The sequence below is a fragment of the Geothrix terrae genome (assembly GCF_022808775.1).
GTDB classification, from domain to species: domain Bacteria; phylum Acidobacteriota; class Holophagae; order Holophagales; family Holophagaceae; genus Geothrix; species Geothrix terrae.
Window position 1 is genome coordinate 23824 of record NZ_JAKZLA010000002.1, and the last position, 14510, is coordinate 38333.

9 protein-coding genes are annotated in these 14510 nt (G+C 71.0%); 3 read left to right on the top strand and 6 right to left on the bottom strand.

Going from position 1 to position 14510, the window contains the following annotated elements; all coding sequences use genetic code 11:
• Nucleotides 1-4 precede the first annotated feature (4 nt).
• Both MLE42_RS03220 and MLE42_RS03225 read right to left on the bottom strand, forming a co-directional pair.
• On the bottom strand, nucleotides 5-3322 hold the full coding sequence (locus tag MLE42_RS03220; RefSeq protein WP_243286446.1) for a S41 family peptidase: 3318 nt from the start codon (nucleotides 3320-3322) through the stop codon (nucleotides 5-7).
• Between the two features lie 239 nt (nucleotides 3323-3561).
• A complete protein-coding gene (locus tag MLE42_RS03225; RefSeq protein ID WP_243286447.1) occupies nucleotides 3562-4326 on the bottom strand; it encodes a hypothetical protein in 765 nt (254 codons plus the stop codon).
• A 396-nt stretch (nucleotides 4327-4722) separates the two neighbouring features.
• On the opposite strand from MLE42_RS03225, the gene xseA reads away from it, so the two are divergent.
• Together xseA and MLE42_RS03235 are read left to right on the top strand one after the other, a co-directional pair.
• On the top strand, nucleotides 4723-6033 hold the full coding sequence (gene xseA / locus MLE42_RS03230) for an exodeoxyribonuclease VII large subunit (protein ID WP_243286448.1): 1311 nt from the start codon (nucleotides 4723-4725) through the stop codon (nucleotides 6031-6033).
• 342 nt (nucleotides 6034-6375) lie between these two features.
• Nucleotides 6376-9126: a serine/threonine-protein kinase gene (locus tag MLE42_RS03235; RefSeq protein WP_243286449.1), complete on the top strand. Its 2751-nt coding sequence runs from the start codon at nucleotides 6376-6378 to the stop codon at nucleotides 9124-9126.
• Nucleotides 9127-9186: 60 nt separating this feature from the next.
• Here the strand turns inward: MLE42_RS03235 and MLE42_RS03240 are convergent, their stop codons facing one another.
• The 4 genes from MLE42_RS03240 to MLE42_RS03255 form a co-directional block, all read right to left on the bottom strand.
• Nucleotides 9187-11118 (bottom strand): PP2C family protein-serine/threonine phosphatase, encoded by a 1932-nt coding sequence (locus tag MLE42_RS03240; protein ID WP_243286450.1) that lies wholly within the window; start codon nucleotides 11116-11118, stop codon nucleotides 9187-9189.
• A gap of 7 nt (nucleotides 11119-11125) precedes the next feature.
• Entirely contained in the window at nucleotides 11126-11872 is a 747-nt protein-coding gene (gene fabG / locus MLE42_RS03245; RefSeq protein WP_243286451.1) for a 3-oxoacyl-[acyl-carrier-protein] reductase, read from the bottom strand.
• Between the two features lie 59 nt (nucleotides 11873-11931).
• The gene (locus MLE42_RS03250) at nucleotides 11932-12939 is read right to left on the bottom strand and encodes an alpha/beta fold hydrolase (RefSeq protein ID WP_243286452.1); all 1008 of its coding nucleotides are present in this window, start codon (nucleotides 12937-12939) and stop codon (nucleotides 11932-11934) included.
• Nucleotides 12940-13035: 96 nt separating this feature from the next.
• Nucleotides 13036-13740, bottom strand: coding sequence for a nitroreductase family protein (locus MLE42_RS03255; RefSeq protein WP_243286453.1), 705 nt, complete (start codon nucleotides 13738-13740; stop codon nucleotides 13036-13038).
• A 258-nt stretch (nucleotides 13741-13998) separates the two neighbouring features.
• On the opposite strand from MLE42_RS03255, the gene MLE42_RS03260 reads away from it, so the two are divergent.
• Nucleotides 13999-14481, top strand: a complete 483-nt coding sequence (locus tag MLE42_RS03260) for a MarR family winged helix-turn-helix transcriptional regulator (protein WP_243286454.1) — start codon at nucleotides 13999-14001, stop codon at nucleotides 14479-14481.
• Nucleotides 14482-14510 lie beyond the last annotated feature (29 nt).

Below are 14510 nucleotides of genomic sequence, written 5' to 3' on the forward strand. Positions count from 1 at the left end.
AGACCTATTTCACTTTGACCGGATCCGCCGGGCGTTTCGGTAGGTGCATGGGGGTCTCCGCCATGCGCTTCAGCACCTCCTGCACCCCTCGCTCCAGCTGGAGGTCGTGGCCCGCCAGCATCGAGGCGGGATCGTTCTCCACCTCGATGTCAGGCGCCACGCCCTGGCCCTCGATGATCCACTCGCCCGTGGGGGCGTTGGTGCCGGACTGGGGCACGAAGACACTGCCGCCGTCGATGAGGGGCGAGTTGCCGCCGCCCACGACACCGCCCCAGGTGCGCTTGCCGATGAGGGGGCCCAGGCCCGCGAAGCGGAAGTGGTAGGGGAAGATGTCGCCGTCGCTGGCGCTGGTCTCGCTCACCAGGGCCACCATGGGGCCGTGGAACACGGTGGACGGGTACGTGGTGGGATGCTCGCCCGCATAGCCGAAGCGCGTGCCCAGCAGCTTCTTGCCCAGGCGCTCCAGGATCATCTGGCTGATGTTGCCGCCCCCGTTGGCGCGGACATCCACGATGAGCCCCTCCTTGCGGATCTGCGGGTAGTACCACTTGATGAACTCGTACAGGCCTGGCCCGCCCATGTCGGGGATGTGGAGGTAGCCCACCTTGCCGCCGCTGAGCTTGTCCACGGTCTCCTTGGAGCGCAGCACGAAGTCCAGGTAGCGCAGGCTGGCGTCGCTCTGGATGGGCTGGTAGGTGACCTGCCGCGCGCCCTCCAGGCCGGGCTTGGCGTTCAGCGTCAGCGTCACGGGGAAGGTCTTGTTCCGCAGCAGGCAGTAGGGGCTGTCGTCGGCCTTCAGCTCCACCCCGTCGATGGCCAGGATGTAGTCGCCCTCGCGGGCGTCCACGCCAGGTTCCGTGAGGGGGCTGCGGTACTTGGGCTCCTCGTTGTGGCCCCGGTAGATGCGGGCCAGGCGGTACCGGCCCGCGGCGGCGTCCAGCTCGAAGCGGGCGCCGGGCAGGCCCACCTTGGCGCGCTCGGGCAGGAACTGGTCGCCTCCCTCGGTGTAGGTGTGGCCGATGTTCAGCTCGGAGATGAGCTCCGTGAGCACGTAGGTCAGGTCCGAGCGGTGGGTCACGTGCTGGAGCCAGGGGCGGTACTGCTCGCGCAGGGCCTTCCAGTCGTAGCCATGCATGTTCTTCACGTAGAAGAAGTCGCGGAAGCGCCGCCAGGTCTCATCGTAGACCTCGCGCCACTCCTCGGCGGGGATGCGGTCCACGTAGAGGTCCTTGGTGGAGACCGTCTTCTTCTCCATGGCCTTGGGCTTGGCGTCGATGAGCTGGTACGAGGCCGCGGGTCCCTGCCCGGCCCGGGCCAGGACCTTGCTTCCGTCCTGGCTCAGCACCCAGCCCTGCACGCCCGCCATCAGCTCGCTCTCCTGGCGCTTCTTCAGGTCGAAGATCCACAGGGCGCCGCCGCCGGGCCGGCGGCCATTGGCTTCGCCGTACACGAAGGGCTCCTGCTTGCTGTAGAGCAGGAAGCCCTTCACGGCCTCCAGGCCGCCCAGGTTGTCCGCGGGCACCGGTACGCGCACGCCGCGCTGCTCGAAGCCGTCGAAGTCGATGCGCACGGCGACGGGGGCCTTGGAGGCCTCGGGCTTCTTCCCGCCTTCCTCCTTCTTCTCGGGCCCCACCTTCTCAGGAGCGGCCTTCTCCGGCGCCGCTCCCACCTCGTCGCTCTCCGGCGGGAAGGGATGGGGCACCGCCTTCGTCAGGGCGTAGGCCACGATGTCGGTGTTGCGGTTGCCCGCGTAGTCGAACTCCAGATTGCTGATCTGGGGCGCGTAGTCCCGGCGGCTGAGGGTGTAGAGGTACTTACCCTCGGGATCCCAGGCGGGATCGGCCACCGTGAACAGCTCGCCGGTGAGGCGGTGGAGCTGCTGGTCCGCCAGGCCCCAGGCGTGGAGGCTGCGCGTGCCGTTCAGGTTCGCCAGCGAGAAGGCCAGGAACCGGCCGTCCGGGGACCAGGCCAGGTCCCCCACCCGGGCGAAGATGTCCTTGGCGGCCTTCGCGAGCTTGCGGTCCTGGACACCCAGCACGTAGACCACGCCGTCCTTGTCCGTGAAGGCCAGGTGCTTGCCGTCCGGCGCCCAGGTGAGCCCGTTGAGCTGGCCCACCAGGCCGCTGGTGAGGGCTTCCGGCTTCCCCTTCCCATCCTGGGCCACGAGGTAGACCTGGTCCTCGCCGCTCAAATCGGAGATGAAGGCGATGGTCTTGCCGTCCGGCGACCAGCGGGCCAGCCGGTCGTGGGCGCCGGAGCTGTGAGTGAGGTTGCGCACGGGGCCCTTCTCGATGGGCACGGTGAACACGTCGCCCCGGGCCACGAAGAGGGCCCGCTCGCCCTTGGGCGAGAGCGCGAAGCCTTCGATGTTGCGCTCGACGGCGATGCGCGCAGGCCGCGAGGCGCCGCCGTCCGTGGGCACGGTGATGGAGAGACCCTGGTCGCGGCCGTCTTTCACGTTGAACACGTGCAGCTCGCCGTTGAGCTCGTAGACGATGCGGGACTGGCGGTCGCTGGAGGGCCAGCGCACATCCCAGGTCTTCTGGAAGGTGAGCTGCTTCACGGCGTCCGTGTCGGGGTCCACCGAGAACAGGTTGAGGGTGCCGTCGCGGTCCGAGGCGAAGTACACCTGGTCGCCGATCCACATGGGATCCCGCTCTGTGCGCGGGCTAGCGGCGATCTTCTTCTGCTGCTTCGTGGCGAAGTCGAAGACGTAGAGGTCCTGGGCCCAGCCGCCCTGGTAGCGCTTCCAGTGGCGGAAGTCGCGGAACATGGGCGCGTAGGCGAGGCGCTTGCCGTCCGGCGAGTAGGCGCCCGGCCCGGCCGTGGGCATGGGCAGCCGGGCGGGCAGGCCGCCCTTGAGGCTCACGGTGTAGAGGGCGGTGCGGCTCAGCACGCCATCGGCGTCGCTGCCGGCGCGGAACAGCACGCTGGAGCCGTCCGGCGTCCAGCCCACCACCTGGTGGTCGTAGCCGCCCCGGGGCGGCAGCGGGCCGGCCGCCGGGTCGAACGTGAGCTGGCGCGGGATGCCGCCTTCGCTGGGCATGACGTAGACCTGCTCGTCGCCATCGTACTGGCCCGTGAAGGCGATCCACTTCCCGTCGGGGCTGAACTTCGCGAACAGCTCCAGACCCGGATGGGCCGTCAGCCGCGTGGCCGTGCCGCCCGTGGCCGGAGCGCTCCAGAGGTCGCCGCCGTGGGTGAACACCACCTTGTCCCCGTGGATGTCCGGGAAGCGCAGCAGCTTCGTCTGGGCCTGCGCCACGCCGCAGAACGCGAGCGTCAGGGCCAGCCGGGAAAGGAGGAAGGGTCGTCCGGGCATCGGTGCACCTCTGAGGTTGGAGATGCAGGCATTGTATGACGAGGTAATGCCAGGCCAACGAAAACTTCCGAGCGGCGATCCCTGGGTCGGCACGGCGGTGCACTCCTTGTTCAGGGCCACGAGTCGGGATAGAGCCTCCGCGTCAAACGTGGCTTGGTCCCCATCCCCTTCATCCCCTGCATCCCTGTTCAAAGGCCTTTCCCGACAGGGATGCAAGGGATGAATGCAGATCCCGTCATTCACGGCCCGACCAATTGCAGCTCGGCGGCGAACTGGCCGGCGGCGCCGGTGGCCTGCACCTCCAGGCGCACGGGGGAATAGCTGAAGTCGAAGAAGGCCAGCCCAGCGTAGGCGCGTGCCGGCTGGCCGGTGGGCGTGTAGGTCACGTTCACGCGGAAGGCGTTCTTGGCGGGATCCACAGCCGTCAGCGTGCCGGCCAGGGTGCCGAAGGCGTCGGATCCACTCAGGGCCCCGGTGGACGTGAGCCGCCCGCTGATGGGATAGCCCGAGCTGGTCGCGGTGGAGGCGTAGGTCCCTGCCACGTTCGCCATGACCACCGGCGAGGCGTACTTGGCCCCGGCGTTGTAGGAGAAGGTGAAGGTCCCGCTGTCGTAGACGCTCGCGTAGGTGCCGGAGAGGGCGGATCCGCCCGTGCCCGAGCCGCGGAGGGTGTAGCCCAGGGAGGCGACATTCCCCGGGAAGAGGTACCCCGTGGGGGCGTACATCGTGCCGGAACCCGTGGCGTTGCTGCCGGTGACGGACAGGGTGCCCACCGCCTGGATGCCGTTGGAGGCCACGTAGCGCATCTCGCCGGAGGCCAGCAGAAGGGCCGTGGCGGACACGCTTCCGCCGGTGTTGGAGACGAGGGTGCCATTCCAGGGGCCCTCGAAGGCGCCCGCGGAGGCCGGCGGCGGAGGCGGCGTGGAGGTGCCTCCCCCTCCGCCCCCGCAGGCGAGGAGAGTCAGAAGGCCGATGGCCGGAAGAAGGGAGGACGTCATGCGCATGGAGGCTCCGCCATGGAGAATGGAATGATGACCTGAAGATCAGGCATGATCACCCTACCCTGCCGCGATGGACAGTCCGTGTCCAGAGAGGGCCCGGGCCGACCTCCGAGCCTCGAGCGCAGCGACTGAGAATGCGGAATTGCCAAAGATCTTTTTAGCCACCGATTTCGCCGGTTGCGCGGATTGGGGCTCCGAGGCATTCCGCATAGGCAGGCCGCTTCCGGCTTGGCCGGAAGTCATGGGGAGCGGCAGGGCCGCACTCCCAAAAAGGCGCGGCCCTGCCGCCCCCCATGAGCCCACCCTGCCTCGGGACATGACCCCATCCTTTCTCATCGCTGAAATCACTGAAATCGGGGCTCATCGGTGGCTGCATGCTTCCCGTGCGATGATGCCGGGATGGACACCCCACTCTCCGTCAAGCGCCTGCTGGAGCAGGTCAAGGTCCGGCTGGAGCCGCCGTTCGCGGCGGTGTGCGTGGTGGGGGAGGTGTCGAACTTCCGGGGCTCGGGCAAGCACTGGTACTTCACGCTGAAGGAGGAGGGCGCCGCGCTCTCCTGCGCGGTGTGGGCCAGCCAGCAGCGGTTCCTCCAGCACAAGCCGGCGGACGGGCAGCGGGTGGTGCTCAAGGGCAGCCTCAACCTCTACGTGGCGGGCGGCACGATCACGCTGGCGGTCACGCACTGCGAGCCCGCGGGCGTGGGCGACCTGCAGGCGCGGCTGCGGGCGCTGGAGGCGGACCTGCGCGCCCAGGGGCTCTTCGACCGCCCCAAGCGCCCCCTGCCCCGCTTCCCCAAGAAGCTCGGCATCGTGGCGGCCCTGGGCGGCGCGGCCCTGCGCGATGTGCTGGAGGTGACGAGCCGCCGCGCCCCGGGCATCCACCTGCTTATCGCCCCGGCGGCGGCCCAGGGCGAGCGCTGCGTGCCGGAGACACTGCTCGCCCTCCAGGAGCTCCAGGATGCCCACTGGGGCTGCGAGGCCCTGCTGCTGGTGCGGGGCGGCGGCAGCCTGGAGGACCTCTGGGCCTTCAACGATCCGGAGCTGGTGCGGGCCGTGGCCGTGTGCCGGATCCCCGTGGTCACCGGCGTGGGCCACGAGATTGATACGACGCTGGTGGATCTGGCCGCGGACCGCCGCGCCGCCACCCCCAGCCAGGCCGCGGAGCTGGCCACGCCGGACCGCGCGGCCCTGGCCGCGGAGCTGCGTCGCCGGGTGGAGGCCCTGGCCGCCAAGACCGCCTGGCGCCTGCGGGGCCTGGAGACCACGCTGAACCTGCTGGTGGAGCACGGTCTGCAACGGGCGGAGCCGCTGGCCATGGGCGGAACGCGCCTGGCCGCCCAGGGCCAGCGGCTGGCCCTGGCCCACCCCAGCCGCGGGCTGGACGCCGCCGGCGCGCGGCTGTCCCTCCTGTGCCACCGCCTGGGCCAGGCGGCCGGCCGCGCCGCCGGCGAGCCGGACCTGCCGCGGGTGCATGAGGCCCGGCGCCGCCTGGCTCCCGCCGTCCTGGGCGCCCTCCAGCGCCGCGACCAGCGGCTGGCCGTGCTGGCGGAGCGGCTGCGGGGCCTGGATCCCGCCGGCCCCCTCCAGCGGGGCTTCGTGCTGGCCCTGGACGCCGAGGGGCGCCCGGTGACCGCCGCCCGGGCCCTGCCCGCGGGCGCTGGCCTCCGCCTGCGCTGGCATGACGGCGAGCGGAAGGCCCGGCTGGACTAGGCGGCAGTTCCCGGCGGAGCTCAGCCGGAAAAGCAGGCAACCGCGAATGACGCGAATGGGCGCGAAACGCGACGGAGATGGGCCGCCTGGGCCTTCGGCCCCCAGCCGCGCGGCGCGGCTGGCCGCACGCGAGGCGGGAATGCCGGCTCCTGAAGGCCGCCAGACCCGCCCCGCGCGGGAGGCGGAGGATCATTCGTCATTCGCGCGCCCGCAGGGCGATTTGCGCTTTTCGCGGTTCGGTCATTCCAGGACGAGGCTCGCCGATCCTCAGGTAAACGGACTTCTTATATGCGCCTCGGACCGCGTCGCGTGATAACGTAAAAAAAATTCACCGGTGCTCAGATGTCCAATGAAATCGATGCCGAGTCCGCTCCCTCTTCCAAGAGGCGGATCCTCGACGTCGGCACCCAGGTGGGCCGGTTCCGGGTGGAGTCCCTGCTGGGCACGGGCGGCATGGGCGAGGTCTACCAGGCCTGGGATCCCACCCTGGAGCGCAGCGTGGCCCTCAAGGCCCTCCGCTCGGGCCAGGAGCGGGAAGCCACGGCGCCGGAGCGCTTCCGCCGCGAGGCCCTGGCCCTGGCGCAGCTGAACCACCCGAACGTCTGCCAGGTGCACGACTGGGTGGAGAACCCCAGCGGCACCTACATCGCCATGGAGCTCATCGAAGGGCGGACGCTGGATCAGGCCGGGCCGGAGCTCACCACTCGCGAGAAGCTGCAGGTGGTCAGCGCCGTGGCCCACGCCCTGGAGGCCGCCCACGCGAAGGGGCTGATCCACCGGGACCTGACGCCCAGGAACATCATGGTGGCCCAGGCCCCAGGCAGCCGGAAGCTCCAGGTGAAGGTCCTCGACTTCGGCCTGGCGCGGCTGGCCGACCCCGCAGGCTCGGGGGAAGCCCGCACCACGCCCCAGGGCGTGCCGTCGCTGGTGACGCTCAAGGCCGCGGAGGATGCGCGGCGGGCGAAGGAAGGGCCGGGCGGCGACGAGGCCGGGAGCCCCTCCTGGGACCGGCTCACCCAGGCGGGCGCGTTCATGGGCAGCCCGAGCTATGCCTCCCCGGAGCAGATCCAGGGCCAGGCCGCGGGCTCCTCCAGCGATGTGTTCTCCCTCGGCATCCTCGCCTGGGAGCTGCTGGCGGGCGAGCATCCCTTCCCCGGCGAAGGCCGGGTGCGGATGGTGGCCATCGTGCGGGGCAACCACAAGGAGCTGAAGGTCCGGGGCCTGCCCTCGGGAACCTCGGCACTGCTGCTGTCCATGCTCGACGCGCATCCCTTCAAGCGCCCCACCGCCGCCCAGGTCGGCCGGCGCCTCGACGACCTCCTCCGGCCCCGCAGCGCCCTGCGCTGGGCCGGCGCCTCGGCCCTCGGCGCCCTGGCGCTGGCGGCGGGCGCCAACTGGTTCACCTCCCGCGGCATCATCGCGGACCTGACCCGGGAGCGCCCGGCCCGCCTGGCGGTCCTGCCCTTCGCCAACGCCACCGGCGACCCCCGGCTGGATTCCATGACCCAGCTGGTGCTGCCCCAGATGATCGAGACCTCGCTGGGCGCGCGCACCAAGCTGGCCCCCGTGGACGCGGACACCCTGGCCCGGGGCCGGGCCGCCCTGCGGCTGCCGCCGCGCGGGCCCCTCGCGCCGGAGGCCCAGGCCTCCCTGATCTCCGCGCTGGGCGCCCAGCTGGTGCTCCAGGGCACCCTCTCGCGGGGGGATGGAGGCTCGGTGGTGCTGGCCTACGAGCTCAGGGACGCCGCCGGCAAAGTCCGTCACGCGGGCGAGACCCGCGAGGCCAGCGATCGCTCGGCCGTGTCCCAGCCCCTGGCCCGCAAGGTGGCGGCGGCGCTCGTGAAGGCCGTGGATCCGCTGGCTTCCGAGCCGAAGGCGTTGCTGCCGGTGGCGCCGGAGGCCATGGACGCCTACGTTCGGGGGGCGGAGCTCATGGACCGCGGCGACTTCAAGGAGGCCGCCCCCGCCTTCCAGACCGCGGCGCTGAAGGCCCCCGACTTCGCCCCGGCCATCCTCGGCTACGCCCGCTGCCTCAGCCGCCTGGCGGACGCGCCCCCCGAGCCCGTCTTCCAGTGGGCCCGCTGGTCCGCCCATGCCCAGGGCGACCGGATCAGCGAGATGAAGGCCCTCCACTACCTGTCCGTGCGGCATGGGGACCGGGGCCAGTGGGAGGCCTCGGACCGCGTCGGCCGGGAAGCCCTGGAGCTGGCCCGCACCCTGGGCGAGGCGGCCTTCGAGGCGGGGATCCACGCCACCCTCGGCGTGAACTTCCAGCGCCAGCACAAGGCCGCCGAGGCGGAAACCGAATACCAGCAGGCCCTGGCCACGTACCAGCGCCTGGGCGACAAGCTGAACGCCACGCGGTCGCTCAACAACCTGGCTGTGATCGAGAAGGAGCGCGGGCACCTCAAGGACGCGGAGGCCCGCTACCAGAGCGCCCTCCAGACCGTGCAGGCCTACGGCGACCGCTGGGGCGAGTCCTTCATCACCAACAACCTGGGCGACCTGGCCCTCGCCCAGGAGGGCGGCCTGGACCGCGCGGAGGCCTTCTTCCGCAAGGCGCAGGCGCTGCGCCAATCCATCGGCGACGACAACGGCCTGGTCTACTCCCTCATGGGCCTGGCCAGCGTGGCCCAGGCGCGGGGCGACCTGGACCATGCGGAGATCCTGGAGCGCCAGTGCCTCGAGCAGGCCCGGAAGACCCAGCTCAAGCCCATGGAGGCCACCGCCCTCTACAACCTCGGCGAGATCAACCGCGATGCCGGGCGCTACGACGCGGCGCGCACGTTCTACCGGCAGTCCCTGGCCCTCCACGAGGAGCTGGCGGACACGCTGATGGAGACGCACTGCCTGGCGGCGGAGGCCGAATGCATGGCCCGCGAGGGCCGGCGCGGCATGGCCCGCGCCCTGCTGGACCGGAGCCGCGGCCTCTCCACCGAAGAGACGCCCTACATCCTCCGGGCCCAGGCCTGGCTGGCCCGCGCCGAGGGCCGGCTGGACGAGGCGAAGCTGCTGTTCGCGAAGGCCCTCAGCGGGGCCCGCGTCCAGGCCCCGGAGATCGTGCGCGAGCTGAGGGCGGCGGCCCAGGGCTGACCTTTCTGATCAGTGTTCGGGGCCGGCCAGTGTCTGGGGCCAGCCAGTCCTTGGGCCCGGTCAGCGCTTGAGGATCAGCAGCGTGAGGTCGTCCGCCAGGGGCCGCCCCTGGGTGAAGGCCATCACGTCCGCCAGGATGGTGGCCTGCAGGTCTTCGGAAGGGCCGGCCAGCAGGGCTTCCAGGCGGTCCTCGCCGTAGAAGGAGGCGTCCGGGGCCTGGGCCTCCGACAGGCCGTCCGTGTAGAAGATCAGGCTGTCGCCGGGATCCAGGACGCCTTCGCACAGCTCCAGCGAGGCTTTGAACTGGGTGGCGCTGAGGCCCACGCCCAGCCCCCGGGGGTGGAGGCGCGCCACGCGGCCGTCCGCGCCGCGCAGAAAGGCCGGGGGATGGCCCGCCCGCACGAACTGGTACTGGCCCGTCCGGGGGTGGAAGGTGCCGTAGGCCAGGGTGAGGAAGAGGCGCCGGGCGTGGCCCTGGCACCAGATGGCGTTGAGGCGGTCGGCCACCTCCAGCGGGCCCAGGGCCTGCTTGTCCAGGGCCGACAGCACGCCCTTCGTTTCGGCCGCGTAGAAGGCGGCGCTGGTGCCCTTGCCGCTCACGTCGAGGATGAGGAAGGCCAGGCTGCCGTCCGACAGGGGGAACAGGTCGTAGTAGTCTCCCGCCACCTCGAGGGCCGGCAGGATGGCGGCCCGCACCGACGGCATCCGCAGGGCTTCCAGGTCCGGCAGCAGCCGCATCTGGACCTCGCGGGCCACGCGCAGCTCCTCCTCCATGCGCAGGCGCTCCTCCCGCTCCGTGGCGGCGGCCTGGAGACGGCCCGCCATCTCGTTGAAGGCGGAGGAGAGCTGGGCCACCTGGTCGCGGCCCCGGGGCCGGATGCGGGTGGAGAAATCCCCGAGGCTGAGGCGCTTCACGCCGCCGTGCAGATCGTTCACCGCCCGGCCCAGGGACCAGGCCAGCACCAGCCCGAGGATCGCCGCCACCGCCTGGGCCATGAGCAGGCCCATCAGCACCAGGGAGACCACGACGATGGCCTTCACGGTGCCCTCGGACAGTGCCTGCCGGTCGCCGGAGCGGAAGCCGGCGAACAGGGCGTAGAGGTTGGTCTCCGGCGTGGCGGTCAGCACCATGGGCCGGCCCGTGGTCCAGTCCACGATGGGGAAGGCGAGGGGCGGCAGGTTGAACGGCGCGAACAGTCCGGAACCCCGGAGGGCCTGGCCCTTGGTCCAGCCCGCGAGGGTCTCCCGCTGGCCCACGAGGATGGGCGCCTCCGTGTCCCTCCGCCGGTCGCCGGTCTTGATCTGCAGCTTCTCCTCGCGTTCCCGGCCTTCCTTCCGCGGGGTGAGCTGGAACACCACCTGGCCCCCCGCCAGGGCCTGGGCCCGGTCGCCCAGCACGCCCAGGTTGAGCGAGAGGATGCGGTAGCCGCCGGCTTCCTTGCGCACAGCCCGCAGGTAGGTGTCCTTCCGGCCCGCTTCGGCATCCACATCGTGGCTATCCGCCCAGACCATGCCCACGAAGGAGGCGTCCACGCCCTCGGGCAGCTGGCGCGCGTGGTCCACCCAGGCCCCGCCGTAGGTGCGGAGGACCTGGAGGGCCGCCGCGTCGGAGGCCTCGCCGTTGGCGCTCCGCAGGGCCTCCTCCCAGGCCGCCAGGGTCTGCTGGGTGGAGCGGCTCACCTGCGCGCCGAGACCCAGCCAGCTCAGGGCCATGAGCATCACGGCCATGGCCACCACGGGGAGCACGGACATGAGGGCGAGGATCATCCAGAGCCGCCGCGACACCCGGAACAGCAGCCGGTCCCAGATCCAGCGCAGGGCCCGTCCCAGCAGGACCAGAGCCCCGATCCAGGCCAGGAAGGCCGCGCAGCCCGAATCCACGGGCTTCAGGGCCAGCGGCAGGCCGAGCGCCACCAGCACCCAGGGCCAGTGGCGGCGGAATCGGAAGGCGGCCCAGCCGCGGCGGATCAGGTCCTTCGCGCGTTGGAGCATGGTCGGCTCAGGCCATCAGCATGCCGCCGTTGACGCTGAGCACCTGGCCCGTGATGTAGCCCGCCTCGTCGCTGGCGAGGAAGGCCACGGAAGCGGCGATGTCATCGGCGGTGCCCATGCGGCCCAGGGGGATCTGCTTGGTGAACTCGGCCTTCACCTCGGCAGGCAGGCCCGCGGTCATGGCGGTCTCGATGTAGCCGGGCGTCACGGCGTTGGCCGTCACGTTGCGGCTGGCCAGCTCCCGGGCCACGGACTTGGTGAGGCCGATGAGGCCCGCCTTGGCGGCCACGTAGTTCGCCTGGCCCGGGTTGCCCATCTGGCCCACCACGGAGGCGATGTTGATGATGCGTCCCCAGCGCTGCTTCATCATGGGCTTGGTGGCGGCCTGGATGGCCGTCCATGCGCCCTTGAGGTTGGTGTCGATCACCGCGTCCCAGTCCTCCTCCTTCATCTGGATGAGCAGCTTGTCGCGGGTGATGCCGGCGTTGTTCACCAGGATGTGGATGGCACCGTGCCGCTCCACCGTCGTGGCGACCGCGGCGCGCACGGAGGCCCCGTCCGAGAGGTCGGCCACCACCACGTCGGCCTTGCCGCCCTCGGCGGTGATGGCGTCCGCCACCTCCTGGAGCTTCCTCAGCGTGCGGGCCGCGCAGACCACCGTGGCGCCCTGGGCGGCGAGCCGCTTCGCGATGGCTTCGCCGATGCCCTGGCTGGCACCGGTGACGAGGGCGATCTTGCCGTCGAGGCGGAACATGGGACCTCCAAAGATGCGAGGGTCCAGTCTAGCAAGGCGTCCGGCCGCCCCTATCCTGCCTATTTCAGCGCCTTCAGCCACTGGGCGACCGGCGTCAGGTCCGCCAAGGGCGTGCCGTCCCCGTAGGCGGACGCGGCGGATCGGCCGTCGAGCGAAGCTCGGGGACGGGCCTCCCGCTTCAGCAGGTGGTTCGCCTCCGGCAGCTCGATGACCGTGCCCTTGAAGCCCGGCGGCACCGCGTCCGGCCGCCAGGTCTGCACGTCGCGGTCGCCCCAGGCCACGGCGCAGGGCACCGGCAGGCGCTGGGCCAGGGCCCAGGGATCCAGGTCGAGGGTGTCGCGGACGAAGCCCCGGCTCTCCGGCTGCGCCAGCACTCGGGCCAGGCGCAAAACGCCGGGCGCGACCTGGGGGCCCGCCTCGGGCAGGGGCTTGTCCTGGCGGATCGCGGCCTCGGACGCCTCCAGGTAGCCGAGGTTCGCCTGGGCCACTTCCGCGGGTGCTCCGGCGGCGTCCAACTGCGCCTTCACCTGGGCGAGGATCACGCGGCCCATGCTGAGGCCGGGCATGGCCAGCAGCAGGTCGGCGTCCGCCTCCCCGCCGGCCAGCAGGGCCAGTAGGGCCCCTTCGCTGTGGCCCACCAGCAGGAGCTTCTTCCCCCTCGCTTCCGGAAGCGCGTGGGCGGTCCGCAGGGCGGCCTTGAGGTCCCCCACCTGGGCATCCAGGGAGATGTCGAGCTTCGGATCCTTCGAACCGATGAACCGCTTGTCGTAGCGCAAAGAGCCGAGACCCTGCCCCTGCAGCCAGGCCGCAAGGTCGCGTCCCCCATGGCTGGGCACGGGGATCAGGGGATTGGACCAGTCGCGGTCCGTGGGCCCGGAGCCGGCCACCATCACGGCGAAGTAGCGGTGCTCCCCGCCGGCCTTGACGCTGCCCTTCAAGGGGAAGGCGTTGAATCCTGGGAAGGTGATCTCGCGATCCCCCGGGGCAGGCGCCGGGGCGGGTGCGGGAGCCGTCTGGGAGAACGCTGCGAGCGCCGTGAGGGGAAGGCAGGGCCAGGCAGGGTTCATGAGGTCTCCGGGGTCGCGGGCATCCCTCGGTCCAGGGTAAACGAAGCGTGGGCCCATCCCTTCAATGGGCCAGCGGGGATGAAGGTTCGCTGGAGATCACTTCCCTTTCAGGCGTCCCACCGGCAGCAGGATGAGCGCCTTCTCCTCCGGGTCCAGGCCCAGGGCCGCACCCACCGCGGCCAGATCCGCGCCGGAGGCCACGCCGGCCCCGAGGCCGAGGGCCGCGGCCTGCAGCAGCAGGGCCTGGGACGCCGCGCCCGCCTCCCAGAAGGTGTAGTCCATCCTGGGTGCCGGCTCGCGCGAGGAGATCTTCAAGGGCCTTCCCGTGACCACGAAGACCGCGGGCGCCTTGACGATCCAGGGCTGCATCGCGCGGATGGGGCCGAACAGGGCCGCCACGCCCTTGGGCCCTGAGCTCCTGAGCCCATGCGCGCCCGGCTGATAGCGGTAGGTGCCGGCCCCCAAGGTGGGGCTTCCCTCGGTGACGAGGTACAGGCCCAGGGGATAGCTCGCATGGGCGCTCGGCACCGTGCGCCGCCCCGGGCGGTTCTCGCCCTGGGCGCTCCAGGCCAGCTGGGAGGCCTCCGCCAGGGAGAGGGCCGGGCCCACCAGCGCGCGCGTGGTGCGTCGTTCCCGGAGGGCGGCGTCCAGCGGGACGGTGCCCGTGGCGGGCGGGGGCAGCGCCAGAAGCCCGCCGGGACCCGACGCAGACGTGGCTTGGGGGACGAGGGGACCGCCCCCGAGCAGGGCGCCGACCAGGGCGGCAGGCAGGACCCGCTTGAGCAAGGGTGCGCGAACCATGGCAACCTCCTGCGAAGGCCTCCATGGTCCTCCCATCGAGGGCGGAAGAGGAGGGCACGGTTCGTTTTCCGCTCTTTTTTCGAGCCTGTTTTTTGCCACCACAAATTTGATAACAAGACGCAAAAACATAACTTTCCACACTGGGCCACTTCCTTCGGAGGCACCCGCAGAAGGGCCAGGCAGTTGACGGAAGTTCCTGAGGTCCCCAAGATTGCTGCTCTGGCAGTAATTGCTTAGGCACTCAATCAGGACGTCGCCATGCCTGTCGAACCCGAGAACACCGAGCCGCTGTACACCCCCGAGAACTACCAGCCGGAGGAAAGCCTGGGGCGCCTGATTTCGGACATCTCGCGGCGGATCCTGACCGGATTCGATGAGGAATTGGCCAGCCAGGGCATGGGCATCACCGGCGCGCAGTGGGTCATCCTCATGCGCATCGCCCGGGGCTGCGCCTCCACGGCCGCCGAGCTCTGCCGCTTCGGCCACTGCGACACCGGCTCCATGACCCGCATGCTGGACCGCCTGGAGGAGAAGGGCCTCATCCGCCGGGTTCCCAGCAGCAAGGACCGGCGGATCACCCTCCTCGAGCTGACGGAGGCGGGCCACGACCTGCTGCCCCATCTGCCCCCGGTGGCCATCAAGGTGCTGAACGCCCACCTGAAGGGCTTCTCCCGGGAAGAGCTGGACCAGCTCAAGGGTTTCCTGAACCGGATCCGCGCCAACAGCGAGCTGCCCTCATGACCGGCACACGCGTTTTTTCGAGACAGATG

Excerpts from the sequence above, each read along its gene's own strand:
- MLE42_RS03220 (WP_243286446.1), bottom strand. The coding sequence starts at position 3,322 with ATGCCCGGACGACCCTTCCTCCTTTCCCGGCTGGCCCTGACGCTCGCG.
- MLE42_RS03225 (WP_243286447.1), bottom strand. The coding sequence starts at position 4,326 with ATGCGCATGACGTCCTCCCTTCTTCCGGCCATCGGCCTTCTGACTCTC.
- xseA (WP_243286448.1), top strand. The coding sequence starts at position 4,723 with ATGGACACCCCACTCTCCGTCAAGCGCCTGCTGGAGCAGGTCAAGGTC.
- MLE42_RS03235 (WP_243286449.1), top strand. The coding sequence starts at position 6,376 with ATGTCCAATGAAATCGATGCCGAGTCCGCTCCCTCTTCCAAGAGGCGG.
- MLE42_RS03240 (WP_243286450.1), bottom strand. The coding sequence starts at position 11,118 with ATGCTCCAACGCGCGAAGGACCTGATCCGCCGCGGCTGGGCCGCCTTC.
- fabG (WP_243286451.1), bottom strand. The coding sequence starts at position 11,872 with ATGTTCCGCCTCGACGGCAAGATCGCCCTCGTCACCGGTGCCAGCCAG.
- MLE42_RS03250 (WP_243286452.1), bottom strand. The coding sequence starts at position 12,939 with ATGAACCCTGCCTGGCCCTGCCTTCCCCTCACGGCGCTCGCAGCGTTC.
- MLE42_RS03255 (WP_243286453.1), bottom strand. The coding sequence starts at position 13,740 with ATGGTTCGCGCACCCTTGCTCAAGCGGGTCCTGCCTGCCGCCCTGGTC.
- MLE42_RS03260 (WP_243286454.1), top strand. The coding sequence starts at position 13,999 with ATGCCTGTCGAACCCGAGAACACCGAGCCGCTGTACACCCCCGAGAAC.